We start from the raw sequence: 19996 nt of genomic DNA on the forward strand, positions 1-19996 counted from the left end.
TGTCGCCCGGGGGGGCCGGGGGGGGGCGGCCCCCGCGCTGGGGGGGGCGGGGGGGGCGGCGGGGCGGGGGGGCCCGCGCCCGGGGCCCCCCTCCGCCCGGGGCGGGCTCAGCCGACCATCGCCGCGAGCACGCTGCGCCAGTCCTCGCCCGGTTCCGGCGTGAGCGGGCCGGCCAGCGCTTCGGCCCGGTAGCGCCAGGGGCGGCGCAGTTCCTCGTCGGCGTCGGGGCCGACGACGAGCGGGCTCGCGGAGCCGAGCAGCCGGACCAGCTCGGCGGTGAAGTCCGCCCAGGAGACGTGTCCGCTCACCGCGTTGACGACGCGCCCGGCCGCCGGGTGGTCCGGCGCGGCGCAGACGGCGAGCGCCCGGGCGAGGGCGGCGGCGTGGACCCAGGAGGCTCCGTACCAGTCGTCGGCGGCCGGGAGTGCGATCGGCCGGCCGGCCAGGGCGGCCTGGTAGAGGGCGCCGGTGGAGCCCCAGCGGAGCTGGTCGCGCAGGCGGTGGTGCGGGCCCCAGACGATCGGGGCGCGCACCGACGTGGCCGGGCCGCGACCGCCGGCGGCGGCCTCGAACAGGATCCGCTCGCAGTCCAGCTTGGCCTGCCCGTACGGGGTGACCGCCTCGCCGCTCGGGCTGCCCTCGACGACCTCGGTGCCGGCCGGGCGGCCGTACGCGTCGATGCTGCTGACGAAGACGAACGGGCCGCCCTGCCAGCCGTCCACCAGGGTGCGCATCGCGGCGAGGTCGGTGGCGTGGTCGGTGAAGGTGCAGGCGGAGTGGATGACGGCGTCCACGCCTTCGACGGCGCGGCGCAGACTGTCCAGGTCGGCGAGGTCGCCCTCGGCCACCTCGGCGCCGTGCAGGGCGGGCAGGTGCGCGGACTCGGGCCGGACCAGGGTGCGGACCGGCCTGCCCTGGGCCATCAGCTCCTGCAGGACCGCCGCGCCGACCCCGCCGGTGGCGCCGGTGAGCAGGACGGTGCCGGTGCGGGTGCGGGTACGGGTGCTCGGACGGGCGCCGGTCCGGGTGAGGGCGGTGCGGCGCTCGTCCGCGCGGGTGGCGAGCACGGCGGCGAGGGCGCGCGGGGTGCGCTGCTCCAGGATGTCGAGGCCGGTGAGCGGCAGCCCGGTGCGGGTGCGCAGCCGTTCGGCGAGTTGGACGGCGACCAGGGAGTGACCGCCGAGGGCGAAGAAGTCGCCGTCGGCGGGCGGGGTGGTGCCCAGGAACTCGCCGAAGGCCTCCCGGACGTCGTCCACCGGGCCGTCCCCGTGCGGGCCGTCCGGGGCGGGCCCGTGCGGCGCGGCGCCGGGCAGCGGGCCGGGGTCGGGGGTGCCGTCGGGGTGGCGGGGGATCCGGTCCACCAGCGTGACCGCGAGGGGGAGTTCGCCGGCCGGGACCCGCCCGCGCAGGGCGGCCCGCAGCTGGGCGCCGTTCGGGGCGACCGGCCCGCGGACCACCGCGTAGGCGAGCGGCGGGCCGTCGGCGCGCTCGATCACGGCCGCCTCGACGACCCCCGGTTCGGCCGACAGGGCGGCCGCCACCGGGTGTTCGGCGGCGACCAGGAGCCGGCCCGGCAGCTCGGACAGGCGCGGGTCGGTCTCCCCCGCGACGGCCGTGAGCAGGGCGGCGAACGCGTCGAGCAGCTGCCCGGCGGTCGACTCGTCGAGCACGTCCCGGTCGTGCTGCACCAGGCAGCGCGGCGCCGGGCCGTCCTCCAGGAGCAGCGCCAGGCCGAACTTGGCGAGCCCCAGGTCGAGTTCCACGTTCGTGGAGTCGAGGCCCGGCAGCGTCAGCGGCGCGACGGGCTGGACGAGGTCGCAGGTGACCGAGAGCAGCGGGGTGCCGTCGGCGCTCCGGGCGGCCGCTCCGAGCCGCTCGACCACGAGGTCGAACGGCACGTCGTGGTGCTGCTGGGCGTCGAGCAGTGCGCCGCGGACCTCCGTCAGGAGTTCCGCGAACGACCGGTCCCCGGCCGGACCGGTCCGTACGGCGAGCGTGTTGACCGCGAGGCCGACGGTGTGTCGCAGGTCGGGCCGGGCCCGGTGGCCGCTGGCACAGCCGAGGACGAGGTCGTCCTGCCCGGAGGCGGTCCGCAGGGTGGCGAACGCGGCGGCCAGGACGACGGTGAACAGGGTCGCGCCGTGCCGGGCGCCGAGTGCGCGCAGGCCGTCGACGACGGCGGGGGCCAGCGGGGCGGCGTGCAGCACGGCCCGGCGCTCGCGGGCGCCAGTCGGGGCTGGCCGCAGCAGGGCCGGCGGGCGGGCGCCGGCCAGCCGGGCGGCGAGGGTGTCGGCGGCCGCCGTCAGCTCGGCGTCCCGGGCGCGCTCCTGGCGGGCGTAGTCGGCGTAGGCGGGCCCGGGCGGCGGGAGTTGCGGCGCCACGCCGTCGCGCGCGGCGGCGTAGAGCGCCGCGAGGTCGGCGGCGAGGACGGGCAGCGAGCCGCCGTCGACGGCGATGTGGTGGATCGTCAGTACCAGCGTGTGGTCCTGCGGCCCGTGCCGCAGCAGCAGGGCGCGCAGCACCGGTCCGGTGGCGAGGTCGAACGGGCGGGCGGCCTCGGCGGCGAGCTGCTCGGTGGCCGCCGTGTCCGTCTTCGCGTCGACGACCGGCAGCGGCACCGGGGTGACCGGGTCGGCCTGCTGGTACGGCTGTCCGCCCCGGCGCGGGTAGCGGGTCCGCAGGACGGCGTGCCGCTCGGTGAGGCCGGTGACCGCCGCGGCGAGGGCGACCCGGTCGAGCGGGCCGCGCAGCCGGGCGGCGATCGGGACGTTGTAGAGGGCGCCGCCCTGGCCGAGGTGGTCCATCAGCCACATCCGCTGCTGGGCGTGCGAGAGCGGGGCCGGGCCGTCGGCCTCGGCCGGGCGCTGCGGCTCCGCCGGGGTGGCACTGCGCCGGCTGCGGGCGCGGCGCAGCAGGTCGGCCTGGTCGACGGCGGTCATCGGACGCCTCCCGGGCCGGCGACAGCGGTCGGGGCGACTGCGGTCGGGGCTGTTGCCGCGTCCGGGCCTCCCTGGTTGTCCGGGCCGTCCGGGCCGTCGGCGGCCTGCAGCGCCCGTTCGAGCAGGTCCGCCTGCCCGGCGACGGTGGGGTGGCCGAGGAAGTCGGCGAGCGAGAGTTCGACCCCGAGGTCCTCGCGCAGGTCGTCGACGACCCACATGGCGAGCAGCGAGTGCCCGCCCTCGGCGAGGAAGTCGGCGGCCGGGTCGGTGATCGGGCGTTCCAGCGCCCGGCTCCAGGCTTCGGCGACGACCTGCTGGATCGGGGTGAGCACACCACCCCCGGCGGGGCGCTGCCCGACCGGGGCGTCGGCGGCCAGGGCCCGCCGGTCCACCTTCCCTGAGCCGGTCAGCGGCAGCGCGTCGAGCACGGTCCACGCGGTGGGCACCAGGTGCGCGGGCAGCCGCTCGGCGAGCCGGTCGCGCAGCGTCCCGGCGGCCGGGCCGGCGCCGTCGGCGAGGACCAGGCAGGCGGTGAGGGCGGCATCGGGCTGTCCGGCGTGGCGGACCACGACCGCCGCCTCCGCGACCTCGGGCAGCCGGAGCAGGGCGTGTTCGACCTCGCCCGGTTCGATCCGGAAGCCGCGCAGCTTGACCTGCTCGTCCGTCCTGCCGTGGAACTCCAGCGTTCCGTCCGGGAGTTGGCGGACCAGGTCGCCGCTGCGGTAGGCGCGGCCGACGTCCGGCAGCTCGCGGAAGCGCTCGGCGGTCAGCTCGGGCCGGTTGAGGTAGCCCAGGGCGAGGCGGTCGCCGGCGATCCACAGCTCGCCGACCGTGCCCGGCGCCACCGGCGCCAGCTGCTCGTCCAGGACCAGGGCGCGGGCGCCGCCGAACGTACGGCCGATCGGGATCGCACCCGCGCAGTCGGCCTGGGTGACCCAGTGCAGGGTGGTGAAGGTGGTGGCCTCGGTCGGTCCGTAGACGTTGACCAGTTCGAGCCACGGGAAGGCGCGCAGCACCGCGCCGGCGTGCTCGGGCGAGAGCACCTCGCCGCCGACCGCCAGGGTGCGCAGCACCCCGAAGATCCGCGACTGCCGGGCGGCCAGGTGGTGGAAGAGCGCGCTGGTGAGGAGCAGGGTGGTGACTCCGAACCGCTCGACGTCGCGGCCGAGTTCCTCGGCGGTGGGCCGGTCGGCCGGGGAGACGGCGACGGCGGCGCCGCGGGCCAGCGGGGCCCACAGTTCGAAGGTGGAGGCGTCGAAGGTGACGGCGGAGTGGAACAGCACCCGGTCGCGGGGGCCGACCGCGATGGCGTCGGGGGCGGTGACCAGGTCGGCGACGGCGCCGTGCGGGACGACGACGCCCTTGGCCCGGCCGGTGGAGCCGGAGGTGTAGAACAGCAGGGCGGGCCCGGCCGGATCGGCGGCGTCCGGCGCCTCCGGCCCGGCGGCACCGGTGTCGTGCCCGACAGCGTCGGCGTCGTAGCCGGTGGCGCCGGTGCCGTGCCCGGTGATGTCGGTGCCGTGCTCGGTCAGGACGAGCGTCTGTTCCTCGGTGAGCCCGGCCTCGGCGAGCAGCGCCTTGTCACCGAGGACGAGCCGGACGCCGGCGTCCGAGGTCATCTCGGCGATGCGCGGGCGGGGGTAGGCAGGGTCGAGCGGCAGGACGTGCCCGCCGGTGCGCCAGATCGCGAGCTGGGCGACGACCAGGCGGGTGGAGCGGGCGCAGAGCAGGCCGACGGCGCTGCCGGGCCCGATCCCCCGGGCGGTCAGCACGGAGGCCAACCGGCCTGCAGCGTCGACGAGTTCGCGGTAGGTGAGGACGGTGGAGCCGTCGGTCACGGCGAGCGCGTTCGGCTGCCGTTCGGCCTGCCGGGCGATCAGCGCGGGCAGGGTCGCGGTGGTCATGATGGTTCCCTTCCGGGCGCCCCGGCGGTACGGGCCGGGGCGCCCCAGTGCGGAGGTGCGGGGAGGTCAGACGGTCGCGGTCAGGGCGGCCGTCCGCTCCTCGACCAGTCGGGCGACGGCCCGCAGGTCCGGCTGGCGCAGCACCAGGGGTGCGCGCAGCCGGATCCCGTACTCGCTCTCCAGCGCCTCCAGCAGTCGGGCGGCGGCCAGCGAGTTCCCGCCGGACGCCAGGAAGTTGTCGGTGGGCCCGAGGTCGGCACGGCCGATCAGCTCGCGGCACAGCTTCAGCACGACGCGCTCGACGGGGGTGTCGCCCTCCTCGCCCGCGGGCTCGGACGGCTCGGCGGCCAGCAGCGCCCGGCGGTCCACCTTGCCGTTGGCGTCCAGCGGGTAGCGGTCCACCAGCCGGACGGCCGACGGCACGGCCTGCTCGGGCAGCCAGGGCCGGACGGCGTCGAGCAGCCGTGCCGGGTCGACGCCGGAGTCCGCGCCCGCCCCGGTGCCGTCCCCGGCCCCGTCCTCGGTCTGGACGAAGGCGAGCAGCCGGACGCCGCCGGCCGGCGCCTGCTCGGCCGCGACCACCGCCCGGCGCACCCGCGGGTCGCGCTCGAACGCGGCCTCGACCTCGGCCGGTTCGATCCGCACGCCGCTGACCTTGACCTGGTCGTCCAGCCGCCCGTGGAACTCCAGCACCCCGTCGGGACGCATGACGACCCGGTCGCCCGTGCGGTAGACCCGGTCGGTGCCGTCCACGCCTTCGGGCGCGTCGACGAAGCGGCGGGCGGTCAGCTCGGGGTCGAGGTACCCGGCGGCGAGGCCGCGGCCGCCGATCCGCAGTTCGCCGGCGACGCCGTGCGGCACCGGCCGGCCGTCCTCGTCGGTGACCAGCACGACCGCGCCCGGGATCGGCAGCCCGATCGGCGGGGCGCCGTCGCCGTGGTCGACGCCGGGCGCCATGGTGTGCACGGTGGTGGTGACGGTGGCCTCGGCCGGGCCGTAGGCGTTGTGGACGGTCGCGGTGACGTCCGGCCCGGGGGCGCGGCGCAGCCGGTCGCCGCCGACGGTGAGGTGGCGCAGCGCGAGCCCGGTGGGCCAGGGGCGGTTCAGCACCGGCTCGGCGAGCGGGGTGGGCAGCACGGACACGGTGACGTCGGCGTCACGCCACCAGTCGGTGAGCGCCCCGGGGTCCCAGCGGACGGCTTCGGGGGCGATGACCAGGGCGGCGCCGGAGGTGAGGCCGGCCCACAGCTCCATCAGGTGCGGGTCGAAGGCGACGCCGATCAGCAGGCTGTGCCGTTCGCCGGGGCCGAGGCCGGTCAGGTCGCGGTACCACTGCAGCAGCGCGCCGAGGGCGGGCTCGGTGACGGCGACGGCCTTCGGGGTGCCGGTGGAGCCGGAGGTGAGCACCGCGTAGTGGGTGCCGGCCGGGACGACCGCCTGCTCGCCGGACGTGAGCGCGGCGACCGCGCCCCCGGTGGGCAGGTCCAGCGCCAACTGCTCGCCGCCGGGCGGCAGCAGGTCCGGTTCGCCGACCAGGCAGGCCGGGCGCAGCTGTTCGGCGACGGCGCGCAGCCGGCGCTCGCCGGGGCGCGGGCCGAGCGGCAGGTGGACGGCGCCGAGCTTGGCGGCGGCCAGGGTGACGGCCACCAGCGACACCGAGTGGCCGAGGCAGACCCCGAGCAGGTCGCCCGGGCCGACCTTGCCGCGCAGGGCCTCGGCGGTTCTGTCGGCGAGGCGGTCGAGTTCGGCGTAGCTGTAGGTGTGCTCGCCGTCGATCAGGGCGGGGGCGTCCGGGGTGCGGTGCGCCCAGCCGGTGAACAGGTCGAGGACCGCGCCGTCCTGGTGCGGACGGCCGTACCCGATGCTCCGGATGTCCGTGGTCTGGGATTCCATCGTCGTCTCCAAAGTCATGACGAACCGTCAGTTCAGGCCCATGGAACGGGCGATGATCACCTTCTGGACCTCGGAGGTCCCTTCGATGATCGTGGTCATCCGCACGTAGCGGTACAGGAACTCCAGCGGGTGGCCGCGCACCCAGCCGGTGGCTCCGTGCACCTGGAGCGAGCGGTCGACCGCGCGGACGGCGGTCTCGGAGGCGGTCAGCTTGGCGAGCGCGGCGTTCTCGGGCGACTCGGTGCCCTCGTCGACCAGCCGGGCGCAGGCGAGGGTGAGCAGCTTGGAGGCCTCGACCTCGGCGCGGGTGGAGACCAGGTGCTCCTGGACGTGCTGGTACTCGCCGATCACCCGGCCGAAGGCGCGCCGGTCCTTGGCGTACTCGACGCCGACGCGCAGGGCGTACTCGGCGATGCCGTTGCACATCGCGGCGACCACCAGACGGCCGCGGGAGAGGCTGTCCATGGCGAGGGCGGTGGCCGCGCCGACGCCCTCCTCGCCGCCGATCACGGCCTCCGGACCGACGGTGACCCCGTCGAGCAGCAGCTCGAACAGCGGCTCGCCGGACATGCCCTCGTAGCGCTGGCCGATCCGCAGCCCGGGCTGGTCCATCGGCAGCACGAAGGCGGTGGACCCGGTGGTCGGGCCGGCGCCGTCGCCGAGGTCGGTGGCGGCGACGACCAGCGCGAGCCCGGCGTGCTCGGCGTTGCTGACGAAGGTCTTGCGCCCGTTCAGCACCCACCGGTCGCCGTCGCGCACGGCAGTGGTGGTGAGGCGGAAGGCGTCGGAGCCGGCGTGCGGCTCGGTGAGGGCGAGGCAGCGGGTCTGCTCCCCGCGCACCAGCGGGATCAGGTGGCGCTCGACCTGTTCCGGGGTGCCGTTGCGCAGCAGCGGGCTGGGGCCGTCGGAGCCGGCCAGCGCGTACGGCGCGAGGACGCAGCCGCTGCGCCCGGCGGCGTGGTGCAGCAGGACGACGGCGGTGAAGGGCATGCCGGAGCCGCCGAGCTCCTCGGGGTAGTCGCCCGCGTAGAAGCCGAGTGCGGCGGAGCGCTTGCGGACGTAGGTGCGCAGGTCGCCCGGCACCTGGTCGGCGGTTTCGGGCAACTCGGCTGCCAGCGGGACGAGTTCGCGGCGGATGAAGCTCTCGAAGGCCTCCACGAGTTCGCGGTGGCCGGCTTCCAGGACGGCGGAGGGGGCGGTCACGTCTACTCTGCCTTTCAGTTCTGGCCGGTCAGGGCGCGGGCCTGGTCGGCCAGCACGGCGTGGCGGAACAGGGTGCGCAGCGGGGGGCGGCTGCCGAGGTGCGGTTCCAGCTGGGCGGCGAGCTGCGCGGCGAGCAGCGAGTGGCCGCCGACCTCGAAGAAGTGCGAGTCCGCGGTGAAGCGGTCGTGGCCGAGCACCTCGCGCCAGGCCGCGGCGATCAGCTCCTGTCCGGGGTTGGCGAAGGCGCTCGGCGCGGTGGTCTCCTCGGTGGCCGCCTCGGCGGCCTCGTCCGCCAGCCGGGCGAGGGCGGCACGGTCGGGCTTGCCGCCGGGCAGGGTCGGCATCGCGGCGACGGCGGTCCAGCTCGCCGGGACGAGTCCGCCGGGCAGCCGGCGGGCGAGCGCCTCGTGCAGGGCGGCCTGGTCGGGGCGGTCGGCGCCTTCCAGGAAGCCGACCAGGCGCGGCCCGGTCATCGGGTCGGTGTGCAGCACCACCGCGCAGGAGCGGCCGCCGAGTTCGGCGGAGGCCGCGGCCTCGATCTCCTCCAGCTCGATCCGGTGGCCGCGCAGCTTCACCTGGTTGTCGGCGCGGCCGAGGAAGCACAGCTGGCCGTCCAGGTCGCGGTAGCCGCGGTCGCCGGTGCGGTAGACCCGGGCGCCGCCGAGCGCGGGGACGGTGACGAAGCGGGCGGCGGTCGGCTCCGGCAGGCCGGGGTAGCCGTCGGCCAGCATCGTTCCGCCGACGACGAGTTCGCCGACGCAACCGGCCGGGAGCGGGCGCAGCGTGTCGTCGAGGACGTGCATCCGCACGCCGTCCAGTTCGGTGCCGAGCGGGATCTCACCGTCCGCGTCGACGTCGGCGGCGGTGACCCGGTGCACGGTGGAGGTGACGGTGGCCTCGGTGACGCCGTAGGCGTTCAGCACGGTGGTGGCCTCGGTCAGGTCGGCGAGCGCCCGGGCGGGCAGGCGCTCGCCGCCGAGGACGAGCAGCCGGGGCGTCCAGCGGCCGTCGCGCAGCGCCTCGCGCAGGTCCTCGCGGACGGCGAGCAGGTAGCTGGTCGGCAGGTTGGCGACGGTGACGCCGCGGGCGGCGAGGACGGCCACCAGCTCGGGGCCGGTGGGCACCTCGCGCTGCGGCACGACCAGGGCGGCGCCGACGGCGAGGGCCGGCAGCACCTCCTCCAGCGCCACGTCGAAGGACGGCCGGGCGAACAGCAGCACCCGGTCGGCGGAGGTGAGCCCGTAGCGGGCGCCGATCGCGGCGACGTACCCGGCGAGCGCCTCGCGGCCGACCTGCACGGGCTTGGGCACACCGGTGGAGCCGGAGGTGTGGATCAGGTAGGCGGCGCCGTCCAGGACGGCGGCGGGCTCGGCCTTCGGGAACGCCGGGCCGTCCAGCAGCGCGGGGGTGACGCCCTCGGCGGGCAGGGCGAGGGCGCTCTGCCGGGTCGCCAGGACGAGCGCCGGGCTCAGCCGCTCCAGCAGCAGGCCGAGCCGGGCGGCCGGGTCCTCGGTGGACAGCGGCGCGTAGACGGCGCCGTGGCGCAGGCAGGCGAGCAGCGCGACCACGCTGTCCGCGCCGCGCGGCAGGACGGTGGCCACCGGCTGGCCCGGCGTGACTCCGGCGGCACGCAGGCGCTCGACCAACTCGGTGACGCGGCGGTCGAGTTCGCCGTAGCTGATCCGCTCGGTGCCGGCCAGCAGGGCGAGCGCGGTCGGGTCGTGGGCGGCGGCCGGGTCGAGCAGCGCCGGGGCGCCGGCGGACAGGGCGGTCGCGGCGCCCTCGGAGGTGGCAGCCTCGGACGCGGGGGCTTCAGACGCCCCGGCCTCGGACGCGGGGGCCAGTTCGGCGATCGGTGCCTGCGGCCGGTCGAGGTAGCAGCGCAGCAGCTCCAGCAGCCGCTCGGACAGCAGCACGGCGTCGGACTCCCGGAACAGGTCCGCGTCGTAGTCCCAGACCAGGGTCATCCCGGCGACGCCGTGCTTCTCGCCGACCACCCGGCGGTCGTCCGGCAGCAGCACCAGGTCGAGGTCGAAGCGGGTGGTGCCGGTGTTGAAGCCCTCGTACAGCGAGACCTCCAGTCCGGGCGCCTGGACGTCGGGCAGCGCCGCGTCGTGGGCGCTGAACATCACGTTCCACAGCGGGTTGTCGGCTCCGCTGGTGTGCAGGCCGAGGCGGCGGGTCAGCTCCTGCACCGGCAGGTCCTGGTACGGCAGCGCGCGCATCAGGACGTCGGTGACCTCGTCCACGGCCTCGGTGCCGGGCGCCTGCGGGTCGAGCCGCAGCCGCAGCGGGACGGTGTTGACGAACATGCCGACGGTGCCCTCGAAGCCCTCGGGGCGGTTTCCGACGGCGGTGCCGACCACGACCTCGCGGTGCCCGCTGTGCCGGCGCAGCATCTCGGCGAGCAGCGCGAGCAGGGTGCTGAACGGGGTGTGGCCGTCGGCCTTGCTGCGCTCGCGCAGCCGCTCGGCGAGGTCGGCACCGATCGACTGGCGCAGCTGGCCACCCCGGTGGCGGCGCTCGGCGCCCGGCCGGGCCAGCCCGGGAAGGGTGACCTCGCGCGGCGCGTCGGCCAGTTCCCTGGTCCAGAAGTCGAGTGCCCGCTCGCGGGAGACGTCGGCGGCGGAGCGCGCGTGCTCCTCGTACGAGGGCGCGGTGGGCAGCTCGTACGACTCGCCGAGGACCCGGGCGCGGTAGACGGTGAACAGGTCGCGCAGCAGGATCGCGAAGGAGTGGCCGTCGTGCACGAGGTGGTGTTCGACGTGGATCAGCCGGTGGTGGTCCTCGGCGATCCTGACCAGGTGCCAGCGCAGCACCGGCGCCCGCTCGGTGTCCACCGGCTCCTCGGCCTCGGCGGCCAGCAGGCGCCGGAAGGCGGCCTCCGGGTCGTCCTCGCCGGTGTAGTCGCTGTGGCGCAGCTCGGGCTGACACCCCTCGGCGACCCGCTGGCCGGGCAGGCCCTCCGCCCGGGGCACCAACTCCAGCCGCAGGCCCGGGTGGTGGTCCAGGACGGCGGCGAGGCCGGCGTGCAGCGCCTCGCGGTCGAGGGTGCCCCACAGGTCGAGGACGGCGGTGAAGTTGTAGGCGCGGCTACCCGGCAGCATCTGTTCGTGCAGCCAGACGATCTCCTGCGACGGAGAGAGTGCGAACATGGTCGGTTCCCTTGTGTGGTGGGCGTGTCGGCACTGCGGTGGCCGGGGACGGGCGTGGGGTGGTCCCGCTCCGGCCGGAGGACCGGAGCGCACCGGGATGACGGTGCGGCCCGGAGTCCGGGCGTCCGCACGGGCGGGCCGCTCGGGGCTCGCGCGTACGGGCGCGGCGGATCCGGCGAGGCGGATCCGGTGTGGGAGTTCAGGCCCGCGGGGTGGGGCGCGGGGCCGTCCGGCCCGGGGCCCGCTCGGGGCGGGCCCGTCGGGGAGGGCGTTCGGGTCGTTCGGGTCGTTCGGGTCGGGGCGGGCGCGGCCGGGGGCCGCTGCGGTCAGCCGCGGTCGTCCGTGCCGGCCGTACCGGCCGTACCGTCCGTACCCGGCCGGGCGTGCAGGTGCCGGCGCAGCACGGCGAGCAGGTCGTCGAAGGCGGCGCGGGCGTCGGCCTCGGCGAAGCGGTCGCTGTCCCAGGCCAGCCGGACCAGCAGGTCGTCGCCGTGCGAGGCGGAGACGGCCAGCGGGGCGGCGAGCGGGCGGCCGGCCAGATGGGTCTCCCGGCCGGGTGTGCCGCCGAGCACCAGCGGCGGGCGGCGGTGCAGGTCCTCCAGGGTGAGCATGGCGTCCAGGTCGCCCGTCCAGGGCGCCCCGGCGGTGCGGGCCGCGCGGACCACCTCGTCGAACGGGGTTCCGGCGTGGTCGAGGTCGTCCCACCACGCGTCGGCGAGGACCTCCGGATCGTCCGTGGCGGCCGCACCGGCCGGGTGCACCAGGGTGTTGAGGAAGCAGCCGAGTACGGCGGGCGCACCGGGCGGCCGACCGCCCCACGGGTAGCCGAGCGCGAGCTGTCCTCCCCCGGCGGGCGCGCCGGACGCCCCCGGTGTCCGGTGCAGCCGGTGCGCGGCGACCCCGACGGCGTCCAGCAGGGCCGGGAAGACGGCGCTGCGGGCGGCGCCGCCGGCGGCCGGCAGCCGCTCGGCGAGCATCCCGGTGGACGTGGCCGCGCCACCGCCCGTCCCGGTCAGGCCGCCGAGCCGACGGCCCCAGTGGGCCTGCGCGGCGGGTCCGCCGGCGGCGTCCTCCGCGGCGAGCTGGAGTTCGACGGCCTGCCGGTAGTCGGCGAGGGCCTGCGGAGCGGGCCCGGCCGCCGGCGGTTCGCCCCGGCGGTACGCCTCGTCCTTCTCGTACGCCTCGGTCAGTTCGGCGGTCAGCACCCCGAGGGACTGCTCGTCGCAGGCCGCGTGGTCCAGCGCGAGGGCGAGCAGTTCCTCGTCGCCGTCCGGCTCCCCGGCGACCAGCAGGCGCAGCGCCGGCCCGTCGGCGGGCCAGTCCAGCAGGGCCGCGCGCAGCGCCTCGCGGGCCGTGCCGCCGGGGGCGACGGTGATCCGGGCGGCCTCGGCGGAGGGGCCGCCGACCCGCAGGACGGGTGTGCCGCGCACGGTCGCGAATCCGCCGCACAGGGCCGGGTGCCGGGCGGCGACGGTGGCCGCGGCACGGGCCAGCCGCTCCTGGTCGAGGGTGCCGCGCGGGTAGGCGAAGAACAGCGGGACGACGTCGGAGCGGCTCTGCGGCGCGAGTCGGCGGCTGATCAGGAACCGCCGTTGGGCTCCGGTCAGCGGGAGCAGTTCCACCGGGGACGCGGCGGCGGCGGAACGGTACCGGGCGAGGTAGGCGGAGGTGATGCTGGCGTGCACGGGAACGGTCTCCGGTTTCCGGTCGCGGCTCGGCAGGTGTGGGGTCGGTCAGGAGGTGGTGGGGCTCGTGGCGGGCTCCGCGGCGGCGGTCGGCCCGTCGGCGCCCTCGGCAGTGGTGGCTCCGACGGCGGCTCCGACGGATTCGGCCGCGGCGGGGCCGGCCGCGCCGGCCCGAACCGAGGCCCGCCCGTCGGTGTCCCCGTCGGCGGCCGGTTCCCCGGCAGCCGGCGCGCCGCCGCCCGGCAGGTCACGCATCCGTCGCAGCGGTGACAGCAGCAGCGGCACCGGCACCAGCAGGAACCCGACCGCGCAGAGCCACAGCGCGGCACGCGGCCCGGCGGCGTCGGCGACGATCCCGCCGCCCAGCGCGCCGATCGGCAGCGTGCCCCACACCAGGAAGCGCATGGTGGCGTTCATCCGGCCGAGCAGCTCGGGCGGGCAGACGCTCTGCCGGAAGCTGACCTGGGCGACGTTGTAGGCGACCGCGCCGAACAGCACCACACCGGACGCGAGGCCGAACAGCACCACGCCCGCGCCGCCGCCGGACAGCGGCCACAGCACCGCGAAGGGCGCCGTCACGACGGTGGACAGCCAGATCAGCCGGGCCTGCCCGACCCACCGCGCCAGGTGGCCGGCGCACAGCGCGCCCGCCAGCCCGCCGACGGCGGAGGTCGACAGCAGCACGCCGATGGCTCCCGGCGCCAGGTCGAGCACCCGCACCCAGAAGACGGTCTGCACGGCCATCAGCACGGCGGCGAACAGGTTGGACACGGCGGTGGCGGTCGCGATCGCCCGTAGCAGCGGGTGTCCCAGCACGAACCGGACGCCCTCGGCCACCTCGGCGCGCAGCGAGCGCCCGGGTTCGGGCTCCGGCAGCTGCTCCTCGACCCGGATCCGGGTGAGCAGCAGCGCGGAGAGCAGGTAGCCGCAGGCGTCGGCGACGATGGCGAGCGGCGCGCCGAGCAGTTGGACGAGCCCGCCGCCGAGGCCGGGGCCGGCGATCTGCGCCGAGGAGCGGACGGTCTCCAGTGCGCCGTTCCCGCCGACCAGTTGCTCGCGCGGCAGGACGGCGGGCAGGAAGGACTGGTGGGCGACGTCGAAGAACACCGTCGCCACCCCCGTGACCAGTGCCACCAGGTAGAGCTGCAACATGGTCAGCGCCCCGAGCGCCGCCGCCGGCGGGATCGATCCCACCGCCAGACAGCGCACGACGTCGGCGCGGATCAGTACCGGAAGCTTGCGCATCCGGTCCAGCCAGGCGCCGGCGGGCAGGCCGACCAGCAGGAAGGCCGCGGTCTCGGCGGCGGTCAGCAGACCCACCTCGAACGGGGTGGCGTCCAGCACCACCACCGCCACCAAGGGCAGGGCGACCAGGGTGACCTGACTGCCCGTCTGGGCCGCCGCGGCTCCGGTCAACAGGAGCCGGAAGTCGCGGTGGCCGAGCAGACGGGCCTGGCGGGGGTGAGGCTTCTCGTTCATCGGTTCGACTTTCTGTCACCCCTTCGACACGGGGCAAGCACCGGGTCCGTTTCCGGACGAACCGCCGGTCGGCCGGATCCCGCCACTCCCCCGACCACCCCTTGCGCGCCTCTTACGGCCCCTTATGGGCCGACCGCACCGTCCGCGCCGCCGGTCGGCCAAGGCGCCACCGGCCGGGCGTCACCCGGGCCGCCGCCGGCGCCACCCGTCCATTTCACCGTCCGATATTCGGACGTCACTTTTCCGGCCACCGGACGACACCAGTCAACTTGGCCGGATCCCGTGGAGTGCAGCCCGACCGTCACCTCATCGTGATATCGGCGTGACCATCCGTGGCCGTCGAACTGACCCAGGGGGCGCCACCCGGACCGCCGCCCCGGGCGAGCCGTCGCGCCGACCCCTCACCCGCCCGCCCGACGGGTGATCGCCAGCACCGCCATGTCGTCGTCCCGCGGCCCGCCGGTCCACCGCGCCACGTCCGCGACCAACGCGTCCAGCACCTCGCCCGGCCCGGCGAACGGACCCAGCGGGGCCAGCCCGAGCACCGGGTCGTAGAACTCCCCCACCGCGTCCCGGGCCTCGGTCACCCCGTCGGTCACCAGCAGCAGCGTGCACCCGGCCGGGAACGGCCGGACCTCCGACGCGGGCCGCGCGATCCCCAGCCCGCCCATCCCCAGCGGCAGTCCCGGATCGGCTGCGTCCAGGCGCCGCACCGCCGGCCCGCCGCCGCGCGCGGAAGCGCCGGGGTCCCGCGGGACCGGGCCGGGGCCCAGCAGGTACGGTCCGGGGTGCCCGCAGTCGAGCGTGCGCACCGTCCCCTCCCCCGGCGGGAACTCCACCAGCAGCGCCGTGATGAACCCCTCCATCCGCAGCTCCTCGCTCAGCTGATCGGCCTCCCGGAGCAGGGAGTCCTCCAGCGCGTCCGCGAGCCCCGCCAGGTCCGGCACCCGGTGCGAGTCCTCCCGGAAAGCGCCCAGGAGCACCGAGACCGCCCCCACCGCGTGCAGCCCCTTGCCCCGCACGTCCGCGATCAGCGCGCGCACGCCGTACGGGGTCACCTGCAGCGCGTAGGCGTCCCCGCCGATCAGCGCCTCGTCCTGGGCCGCGTGGTACGAGGCCGCGACCGACAGCTCCCCCACCCGGGCGGGCGGCTCGGGCAGCACCGCCCGCTGCGCCGCCTCCGCGACCGACCGCATGCGCTCCAGCCGCCGCCCGTGCCGGGCCACCACGCGGTTCACCCCGATCCCGAGCAGGGCGGCGAAGGTCGTGTTCACCAGCTCCAGGTAGCCGTTGCCCGTCCCGATCGAGCCGTCCCGGGCGGAGAGCACCAGGATCCCGGTCACGATCGCCACCGCGACCGCGACGGTGTCCCGCAGGGGCAGCAGCGCCCCGGACAGCACGGCGGCGGCCGCCAGCATCGGATCGCCCCAGTAGTCCGCCGGGTCCAGCGAGTTCCAGACCAGCCCGCCGACGATCAACAACCACGGCGCGACCCGCACGTACGGCGGCCACTGCACGGACCTCGGGGGCATCGGCGACCTGGCTTCCGTCTCACCACCATCCGGAAGAACGTCTTCCGATCGTAGTCACGGGGCCCCGGAGCTCGCACGACGACCGCCCGACCGCCTGAGCGCCCGACGTCCTGACGCCTGACCGCCTGACCGCCTGACCGACCGCACCGCCCGCACCCGGCGACCGCACCCGCGACCGCACCCGCCCGTACCCGGCAACCGGGGCCCGACCGGGCCGCCACCGGGCGCCGAGCGCCGAGCGCCGAGCACCCGTCGGGCTCCCCCACCGGCACGAGGCGAAGCCGCCCCGCTCAGCCGTCCCGGGTGAAGCGCCCCGCACCCGGCCCGGTGAGCAGTCCCTCCGGCACCCGGCGCCCGTAGGCGACCAGCAACAGGTGCTCGGCCTTCCCCTCCACCGCGAGCGGTCCCCGCCCGTACGACCACGCGGTGTCCGTCGCCCGCAGCGCGACACCGTCCAGGCGCGCCCCGAAGAACCGCAGGGTGCGGGGCGAGACGCCGGCCAGCAGGGCGTCGGCGCGCGCCACCGGCAGCCGCCCCGGCAGGCCGAGCGCGACGGTGATGTCGAGGCCGTGCACGACGTCGTGCGCAAGCGCCGCGATCCGGCCGCCGACCGGCGGGCGCCACGGGTGGTCGGCGTGGTCGGACAGCGCGGCCGCCAGGTCACGCTCGGTCATGGCGGCGGCGTCGCGGCGGGCGATCCGGTCGGCCATCCGGTGGACGCGGCCGCCGGAGCGTGCGAGTTCGAGGAGCGTGCGCGCCGTCGAATTCCGGAAGCCGGTGCTCATGTGCGCGGCGACCTCCCGCACCCGCCAGCCACCGCACAGCGAAGGCGAGTTCCACTGCTCCGGGGTGAAGGCGGCGAACACGTCGGCGAGTTCACGGCGCTCGGCCGCGATCTGCTGACGGATCCACTCGGTCGGCCCGGTGTCCTGGTCCTTCGGCACGGTTCCCATGCGTCCAGCCTGCGGCCGGAACCGCACACCCGTCCAAGACCGGCTGGTTCTGCCACCTATGATCAGGAGTCATGGAACTGCGGCAGCTCCAGTACTTCGTCACCGTCGCCCAGCACGGCAGCTTCACCCGGGCGGCACAGCTGCTGCACCTGACCCAGCCCGGAGTCAGCTCCCAGATCCGGCAGCTGGAGCGCGAGCTGGGCCACCGGCTGCTCGACCGCTCGGGCCGCACCGTGCGCCTCACCCCGGCGGGCGAGGCCGTGCTCCCGCATGCCCGGGCGGCGCTCGCCTCCGCGTCGGCGGTCCGGCAGACCGCCCAGGAGTTCGACGGACTGCGGCGCGGACACGTGCGACTGGGCATGGTCGCCGGGGCGGCGTTCACCCCGCCGCCCGGACTGGGTACGTTCCCCGGGCTCGCCACCACCCTCGCCGCGTTCCGCCAGGACCACCCCGGCATCGACTTCTCCCTGGCCGAGGACTCCACCGCGGCGATGATCGCCGCCCTGCGCGACGGACGACTGGACCTCGCCGTGATCGGACTGCCCGCCGCCGCGAGCGGACACGAGGGCGACGACGGCTGGACGACACTGGCCGGAATCGCCCTGCACACCGTGCTGGAGATGCCGCTCGTCGCGGCCTGCCCCGAACAGCACCCGCTCGCCGCCGCCCCGGCCCGCGCCGCCGCCCCCACCGGCACCGCCGGCACCGCTGGCACCGCTGGCACCGGCACCGCCGGCGCGCACGGTTCCCCGCACGCCGCCGGCCGGGGCGACCCGCTCCCCGTCGCCGCACTGGCCGGTCATGCCCTGGTCAGTACCCCGCGCGGCACCGGGATGCGCACCGCGCTGGAGCGCGCCCTGGCCGAGACCGGGACGAGCCCGGCCATCGGCGTCGAGGCGGCCGCGCCACCGCAGCTGGCCGAACTCGCCGCGCACGGACTGGGTGTGGCCGTCCTGCCGGACCCGGGTGCCGTCCCCGGGCTGAGGGTCCGCCCGTTGGCCGACCCCGTCCCGCTGGTGCGGATAGCGCTGGCCTGGCCGGGCGGCCGGCCCCTCACGCCACCGACCGCCGCCCTGGTCGCCCACCTGCGGACGGCCTACCCGGGCCCGGCGGCCCCCCGGTCCGCGGGTGCCGGCGGCGTCGCGTTCGACACCGCGACCGCAGCGGCCGTCGCCGCCGCCCCGTCGGGGACGTGCAGGAGCGCAGCCGCGCCGGCGACGGCTTCCCGGTCGAGCGGGAAGTAGCCTTGCGGCGGCGTGGTGTCGGTGCGGGTCCGGCCTCCGGCGGGCAGCACCGGGTCCGTCAACTCCCACCTTTCGAAGCGCTGTTGCAGGGACGCCTCGTACGTTCCGGCCGCCGGCTCGCCCAGTCCGATCGCCTCGCTGCGCCCCAGGCTCCCGGCGACGAAGGTGTATCGCTCGCCGAGCAGCGCGCCGACGATCCGCCCCGCACCGTTCCAGCCGCAGGCCAGTTCCCCCGACTCCCAGGCGCTCGGATTCCGCTGCAGGTGCTGGTTGTGCGAGAAGACCAGGGTCGGTCCGCGCCGCGCTTCGAGGTCGCGGATGTCGAGGAGGTTCTGCGCCATCAGCGCATCCCGCAGTCCGATCAGCCCGCTCAACCGCTCGCCCGGGGTGAGGCCCGGGACCGCCGACTGCGCGTGGTAGCGCAGCAGCCCGATGCCCGCGGTCAGCCACGTCCTGGCCCTGGACCACTCGGCGCGGGAGGTCGCCGCGATCAACTCCGGTGCCCGCGCGTGGAGTCGGACGAGGAGGTCGTCGGCGGCGCAGCGCAGCCGCGCCGCCTCGGCGGTGGCACCGGGCGACTGCGCCGGGTCCAGCACCGCCTCGGCCCGGCTCCAGCACTCGTCCGCGCCGGCCGGTCCGGCGATGTCGGGTGCAGCCGTATCCGGGTCGGGTTCGACGCCGGACCGGAGACCGGTTCGCAGGTAGTCGCGGGCATGCTCCAGGTAGCGGCGCGGGCTGGGGGCGCTGTAGTTCTCGGTCGGGGCGTCGAAGCCGTGGAAGGACAACTGCTCACCGGGTGCTCGGTCGCGGTTGAACTCGCGTATCCAGACGACGAGTTCACGGTTGGCGCCGTGCTCTCCGAAGCCGTGCGAGAAGCCCCCGGCCATCGCGGCGCCCAGGGAGCCCACGCCCTCCCGGACGTAGTCGTCCACCGTGAGCGCGGCCACCCGGTCGGTTTCCAGGGCGATCGACCGGAAGCCCCGCTCGACCAGCCCGGCGAACAGTTCGTTGCGGACCCACCCGAAGGCCGGTTCCTGGTGCGTCGGCTCGCCGAGGCCCAGCAACTCGCACATCGGGGTGACGAAGTCGTGAATGTCCTGACTCATGAGCCTCAAGCGTATCCTTGAAAGAACGGTTGAGACTTTGCCCGCACCAGCCCGCAGACTGCCGAGATCACGGCCACGGAAGTCTCAAACGGGCCCGAACGGAAGACGACAGTTGCGCCCCTCCGACCTCGCACGCGAGCACGGCATCTCGACCCAGGCGGTCCGCAACTACGAGCGCGACGGCTGTCTCCCGCCCGCCGGCCGCACCCCCACCGGCTACCGGATCTACACCGAGCGGCACGCCGCCGCCCTGCGCGCCTACCTCGCCCTCGTCACGGCCTGCGGGCACACGACCGCCGGCCTCGTCATGACCGGAGTCCACACCGACCGCCTCGACCGGGCCCTGACCGCCCTCGACCGCGGGCACGCCCAACTGCTGCGCGACCGGGAGACCCTCGCCGCCGTCCGGGAGGCCGTCGGCCACCTCACCGCGGCACCGGCCGCCTCCTCCTCCACCCCCGCCACGCCGGGGACCGCGCCGAACCGCCCGACGCCGAACCGCCCGACACCGACCGGCGCCCTCGCCATCGGCGACGTCGCCCGCCGCCTCGGCATCACCCCCGCGACCGTGCGCACCTGGGAGGTCGCCGGCATCCTCGCCCCGGCCCGTGACCGCGCCACCGGGCACCGCGTGTACGACCCGGCCGACGTCCGCGACGCCGAACTCGCCCACCTGCTGCGGCGGGGCGGCTACCGCCTGGACCACATCGCCACCGTGGTGGGACAGGTCCGCACCGCGGGCGGCACCGAGGAACTGGCCGCCGCCCTCGACGGCTGGCAGCACCGCCTCACCGCCCGGGGCCTCGCCATGCTCACCGCCGCCGCCCGCCTCGACGACTACCTGACCCTGCGCTCCGCACCCCGAACCGCTTGACCTCAAGCGGACTTGAGGAGGCAGGATCA

At 76.4% G+C, this 19996-nt stretch carries 11 protein-coding genes and 1 pseudogene; 2 read left to right on the forward strand and 10 right to left on the reverse strand.

Annotation, left to right across the window (positions count from 1 at the left end):
- Nucleotides 1–107 precede the first annotated feature (107 nt).
- The 9 genes from ACFV0O_RS15645 to ACFV0O_RS15685 all read right to left on the reverse strand — a co-directional run bounded on the left by ACFV0O_RS15645 (nucleotide 108) and on the right by ACFV0O_RS15685 (nucleotide 16743).
- Nucleotides 108–2939 carry a condensation domain-containing protein gene (locus tag ACFV0O_RS15645; protein WP_380341448.1) on the reverse strand — a complete coding sequence of 944 codons (2832 nt, stop codon included), beginning with the start codon at nucleotides 2937–2939 and terminating at the stop codon, nucleotides 108–110.
- A complete protein-coding gene (locus ACFV0O_RS15650; protein ID WP_380341451.1) occupies nucleotides 2936–4843 on the reverse strand; it encodes an amino acid adenylation domain-containing protein in 1908 nt (635 codons plus the stop codon). The genes ACFV0O_RS15645 and ACFV0O_RS15650 overlap by 4 nt, the downstream gene beginning before the upstream one ends.
- A gap of 66 nt (nucleotides 4844–4909) precedes the next feature.
- Nucleotides 4910–6736 carry an amino acid adenylation domain-containing protein gene (locus ACFV0O_RS15655; RefSeq protein WP_380341454.1) on the reverse strand — a complete coding sequence of 609 codons (1827 nt, stop codon included), beginning with the start codon at nucleotides 6734–6736 and terminating at the stop codon, nucleotides 4910–4912.
- Between the two features lie 27 nt (nucleotides 6737–6763).
- Nucleotides 6764–7939 (reverse strand): acyl-CoA dehydrogenase family protein, encoded by a 1176-nt coding sequence (locus tag ACFV0O_RS15660; RefSeq protein ID WP_380341457.1) that lies wholly within the window; start codon nucleotides 7937–7939, stop codon nucleotides 6764–6766.
- Nucleotides 7940–7953: 14 nt separating this feature from the next.
- Nucleotides 7954–11094: an amino acid adenylation domain-containing protein gene (locus tag ACFV0O_RS15665; RefSeq protein WP_380341460.1), complete on the reverse strand. Its 3141-nt coding sequence runs from the start codon at nucleotides 11092–11094 to the stop codon at nucleotides 7954–7956.
- Between the two features lie 326 nt (nucleotides 11095–11420).
- Nucleotides 11421–12779 carry a non-ribosomal peptide synthetase gene (locus ACFV0O_RS15670; protein WP_380341462.1) on the reverse strand — a complete coding sequence of 453 codons (1359 nt, stop codon included), beginning with the start codon at nucleotides 12777–12779 and terminating at the stop codon, nucleotides 11421–11423.
- Nucleotides 12780–12827: 48 nt separating this feature from the next.
- The gene (locus tag ACFV0O_RS15675; protein WP_380341465.1) at nucleotides 12828–14258 is read right to left on the reverse strand and encodes an MFS transporter; all 1431 of its coding nucleotides are present in this window, start codon (nucleotides 14256–14258) and stop codon (nucleotides 12828–12830) included.
- A 401-nt stretch (nucleotides 14259–14659) separates the two neighbouring features.
- Entirely contained in the window at nucleotides 14660–15790 is a 1131-nt protein-coding gene (locus ACFV0O_RS15680) for a PP2C family protein-serine/threonine phosphatase (RefSeq protein WP_380341468.1), read from the reverse strand.
- 290 nt (nucleotides 15791–16080) lie between these two features.
- Nucleotides 16081–16743: a maleylpyruvate isomerase family mycothiol-dependent enzyme gene (locus ACFV0O_RS15685; RefSeq protein ID WP_380341471.1), complete on the reverse strand. Its 663-nt coding sequence runs from the start codon at nucleotides 16741–16743 to the stop codon at nucleotides 16081–16083.
- A 71-nt stretch (nucleotides 16744–16814) separates the two neighbouring features.
- Between ACFV0O_RS15685 and ACFV0O_RS15690 the strand changes: the two are divergent.
- Nucleotides 16815–17828, forward strand: a pseudogene (locus ACFV0O_RS15690) (LysR family transcriptional regulator); the annotation flags it as partial.
- An 11-nt stretch (nucleotides 17829–17839) separates the two neighbouring features.
- On the opposite strand, the gene ACFV0O_RS15695 reads toward ACFV0O_RS15690, so the two are convergent.
- Nucleotides 17840–19093, reverse strand: a complete 1254-nt coding sequence (locus tag ACFV0O_RS15695) for an erythromycin esterase family protein (RefSeq protein WP_380341474.1) — start codon at nucleotides 19091–19093, stop codon at nucleotides 17840–17842.
- Nucleotides 19094–19205: 112 nt separating this feature from the next.
- On the opposite strand from ACFV0O_RS15695, the gene ACFV0O_RS15700 reads away from it, so the two are divergent.
- Nucleotides 19206–19967 (forward strand): TioE family transcriptional regulator, encoded by a 762-nt coding sequence (locus ACFV0O_RS15700; RefSeq protein WP_380341477.1) that lies wholly within the window; start codon nucleotides 19206–19208, stop codon nucleotides 19965–19967.
- The last annotated feature ends 29 nt before the right edge of the window (nucleotides 19968–19996 follow it).

The organism is Kitasatospora sp. NPDC059577 (genome assembly GCF_042735475.1).
In the GTDB taxonomy this organism is placed as follows: Bacteria; Actinomycetota; Actinomycetes; order Streptomycetales; family Streptomycetaceae; genus Kitasatospora.

Coding starts and splice junctions, on each gene's coding strand:
- ACFV0O_RS15685 (WP_380341471.1), bottom strand. CDS start 16,743: ATGGGAACCGTGCCGAAGGACCAGGACACCGGGCCGACCGAGTGGATC.
- ACFV0O_RS15645 (WP_380341448.1), bottom strand. CDS start 2,939: ATGACCGCCGTCGACCAGGCCGACCTGCTGCGCCGCGCCCGCAGCCGG.
- ACFV0O_RS15655 (WP_380341454.1), bottom strand. CDS start 6,736: ATGGAATCCCAGACCACGGACATCCGGAGCATCGGGTACGGCCGTCCG.
- ACFV0O_RS15695 (WP_380341474.1), bottom strand. CDS start 19,093: ATGAGTCAGGACATTCACGACTTCGTCACCCCGATGTGCGAGTTGCTG.
- ACFV0O_RS15650 (WP_380341451.1), bottom strand. CDS start 4,843: ATGACCACCGCGACCCTGCCCGCGCTGATCGCCCGGCAGGCCGAACGG.
- ACFV0O_RS15665 (WP_380341460.1), bottom strand. CDS start 11,094: ATGTTCGCACTCTCTCCGTCGCAGGAGATCGTCTGGCTGCACGAACAG.
- ACFV0O_RS15680 (WP_380341468.1), bottom strand. CDS start 15,790: ATGCCCCCGAGGTCCGTGCAGTGGCCGCCGTACGTGCGGGTCGCGCCG.
- ACFV0O_RS15675 (WP_380341465.1), bottom strand. CDS start 14,258: ATGAACGAGAAGCCTCACCCCCGCCAGGCCCGTCTGCTCGGCCACCGC.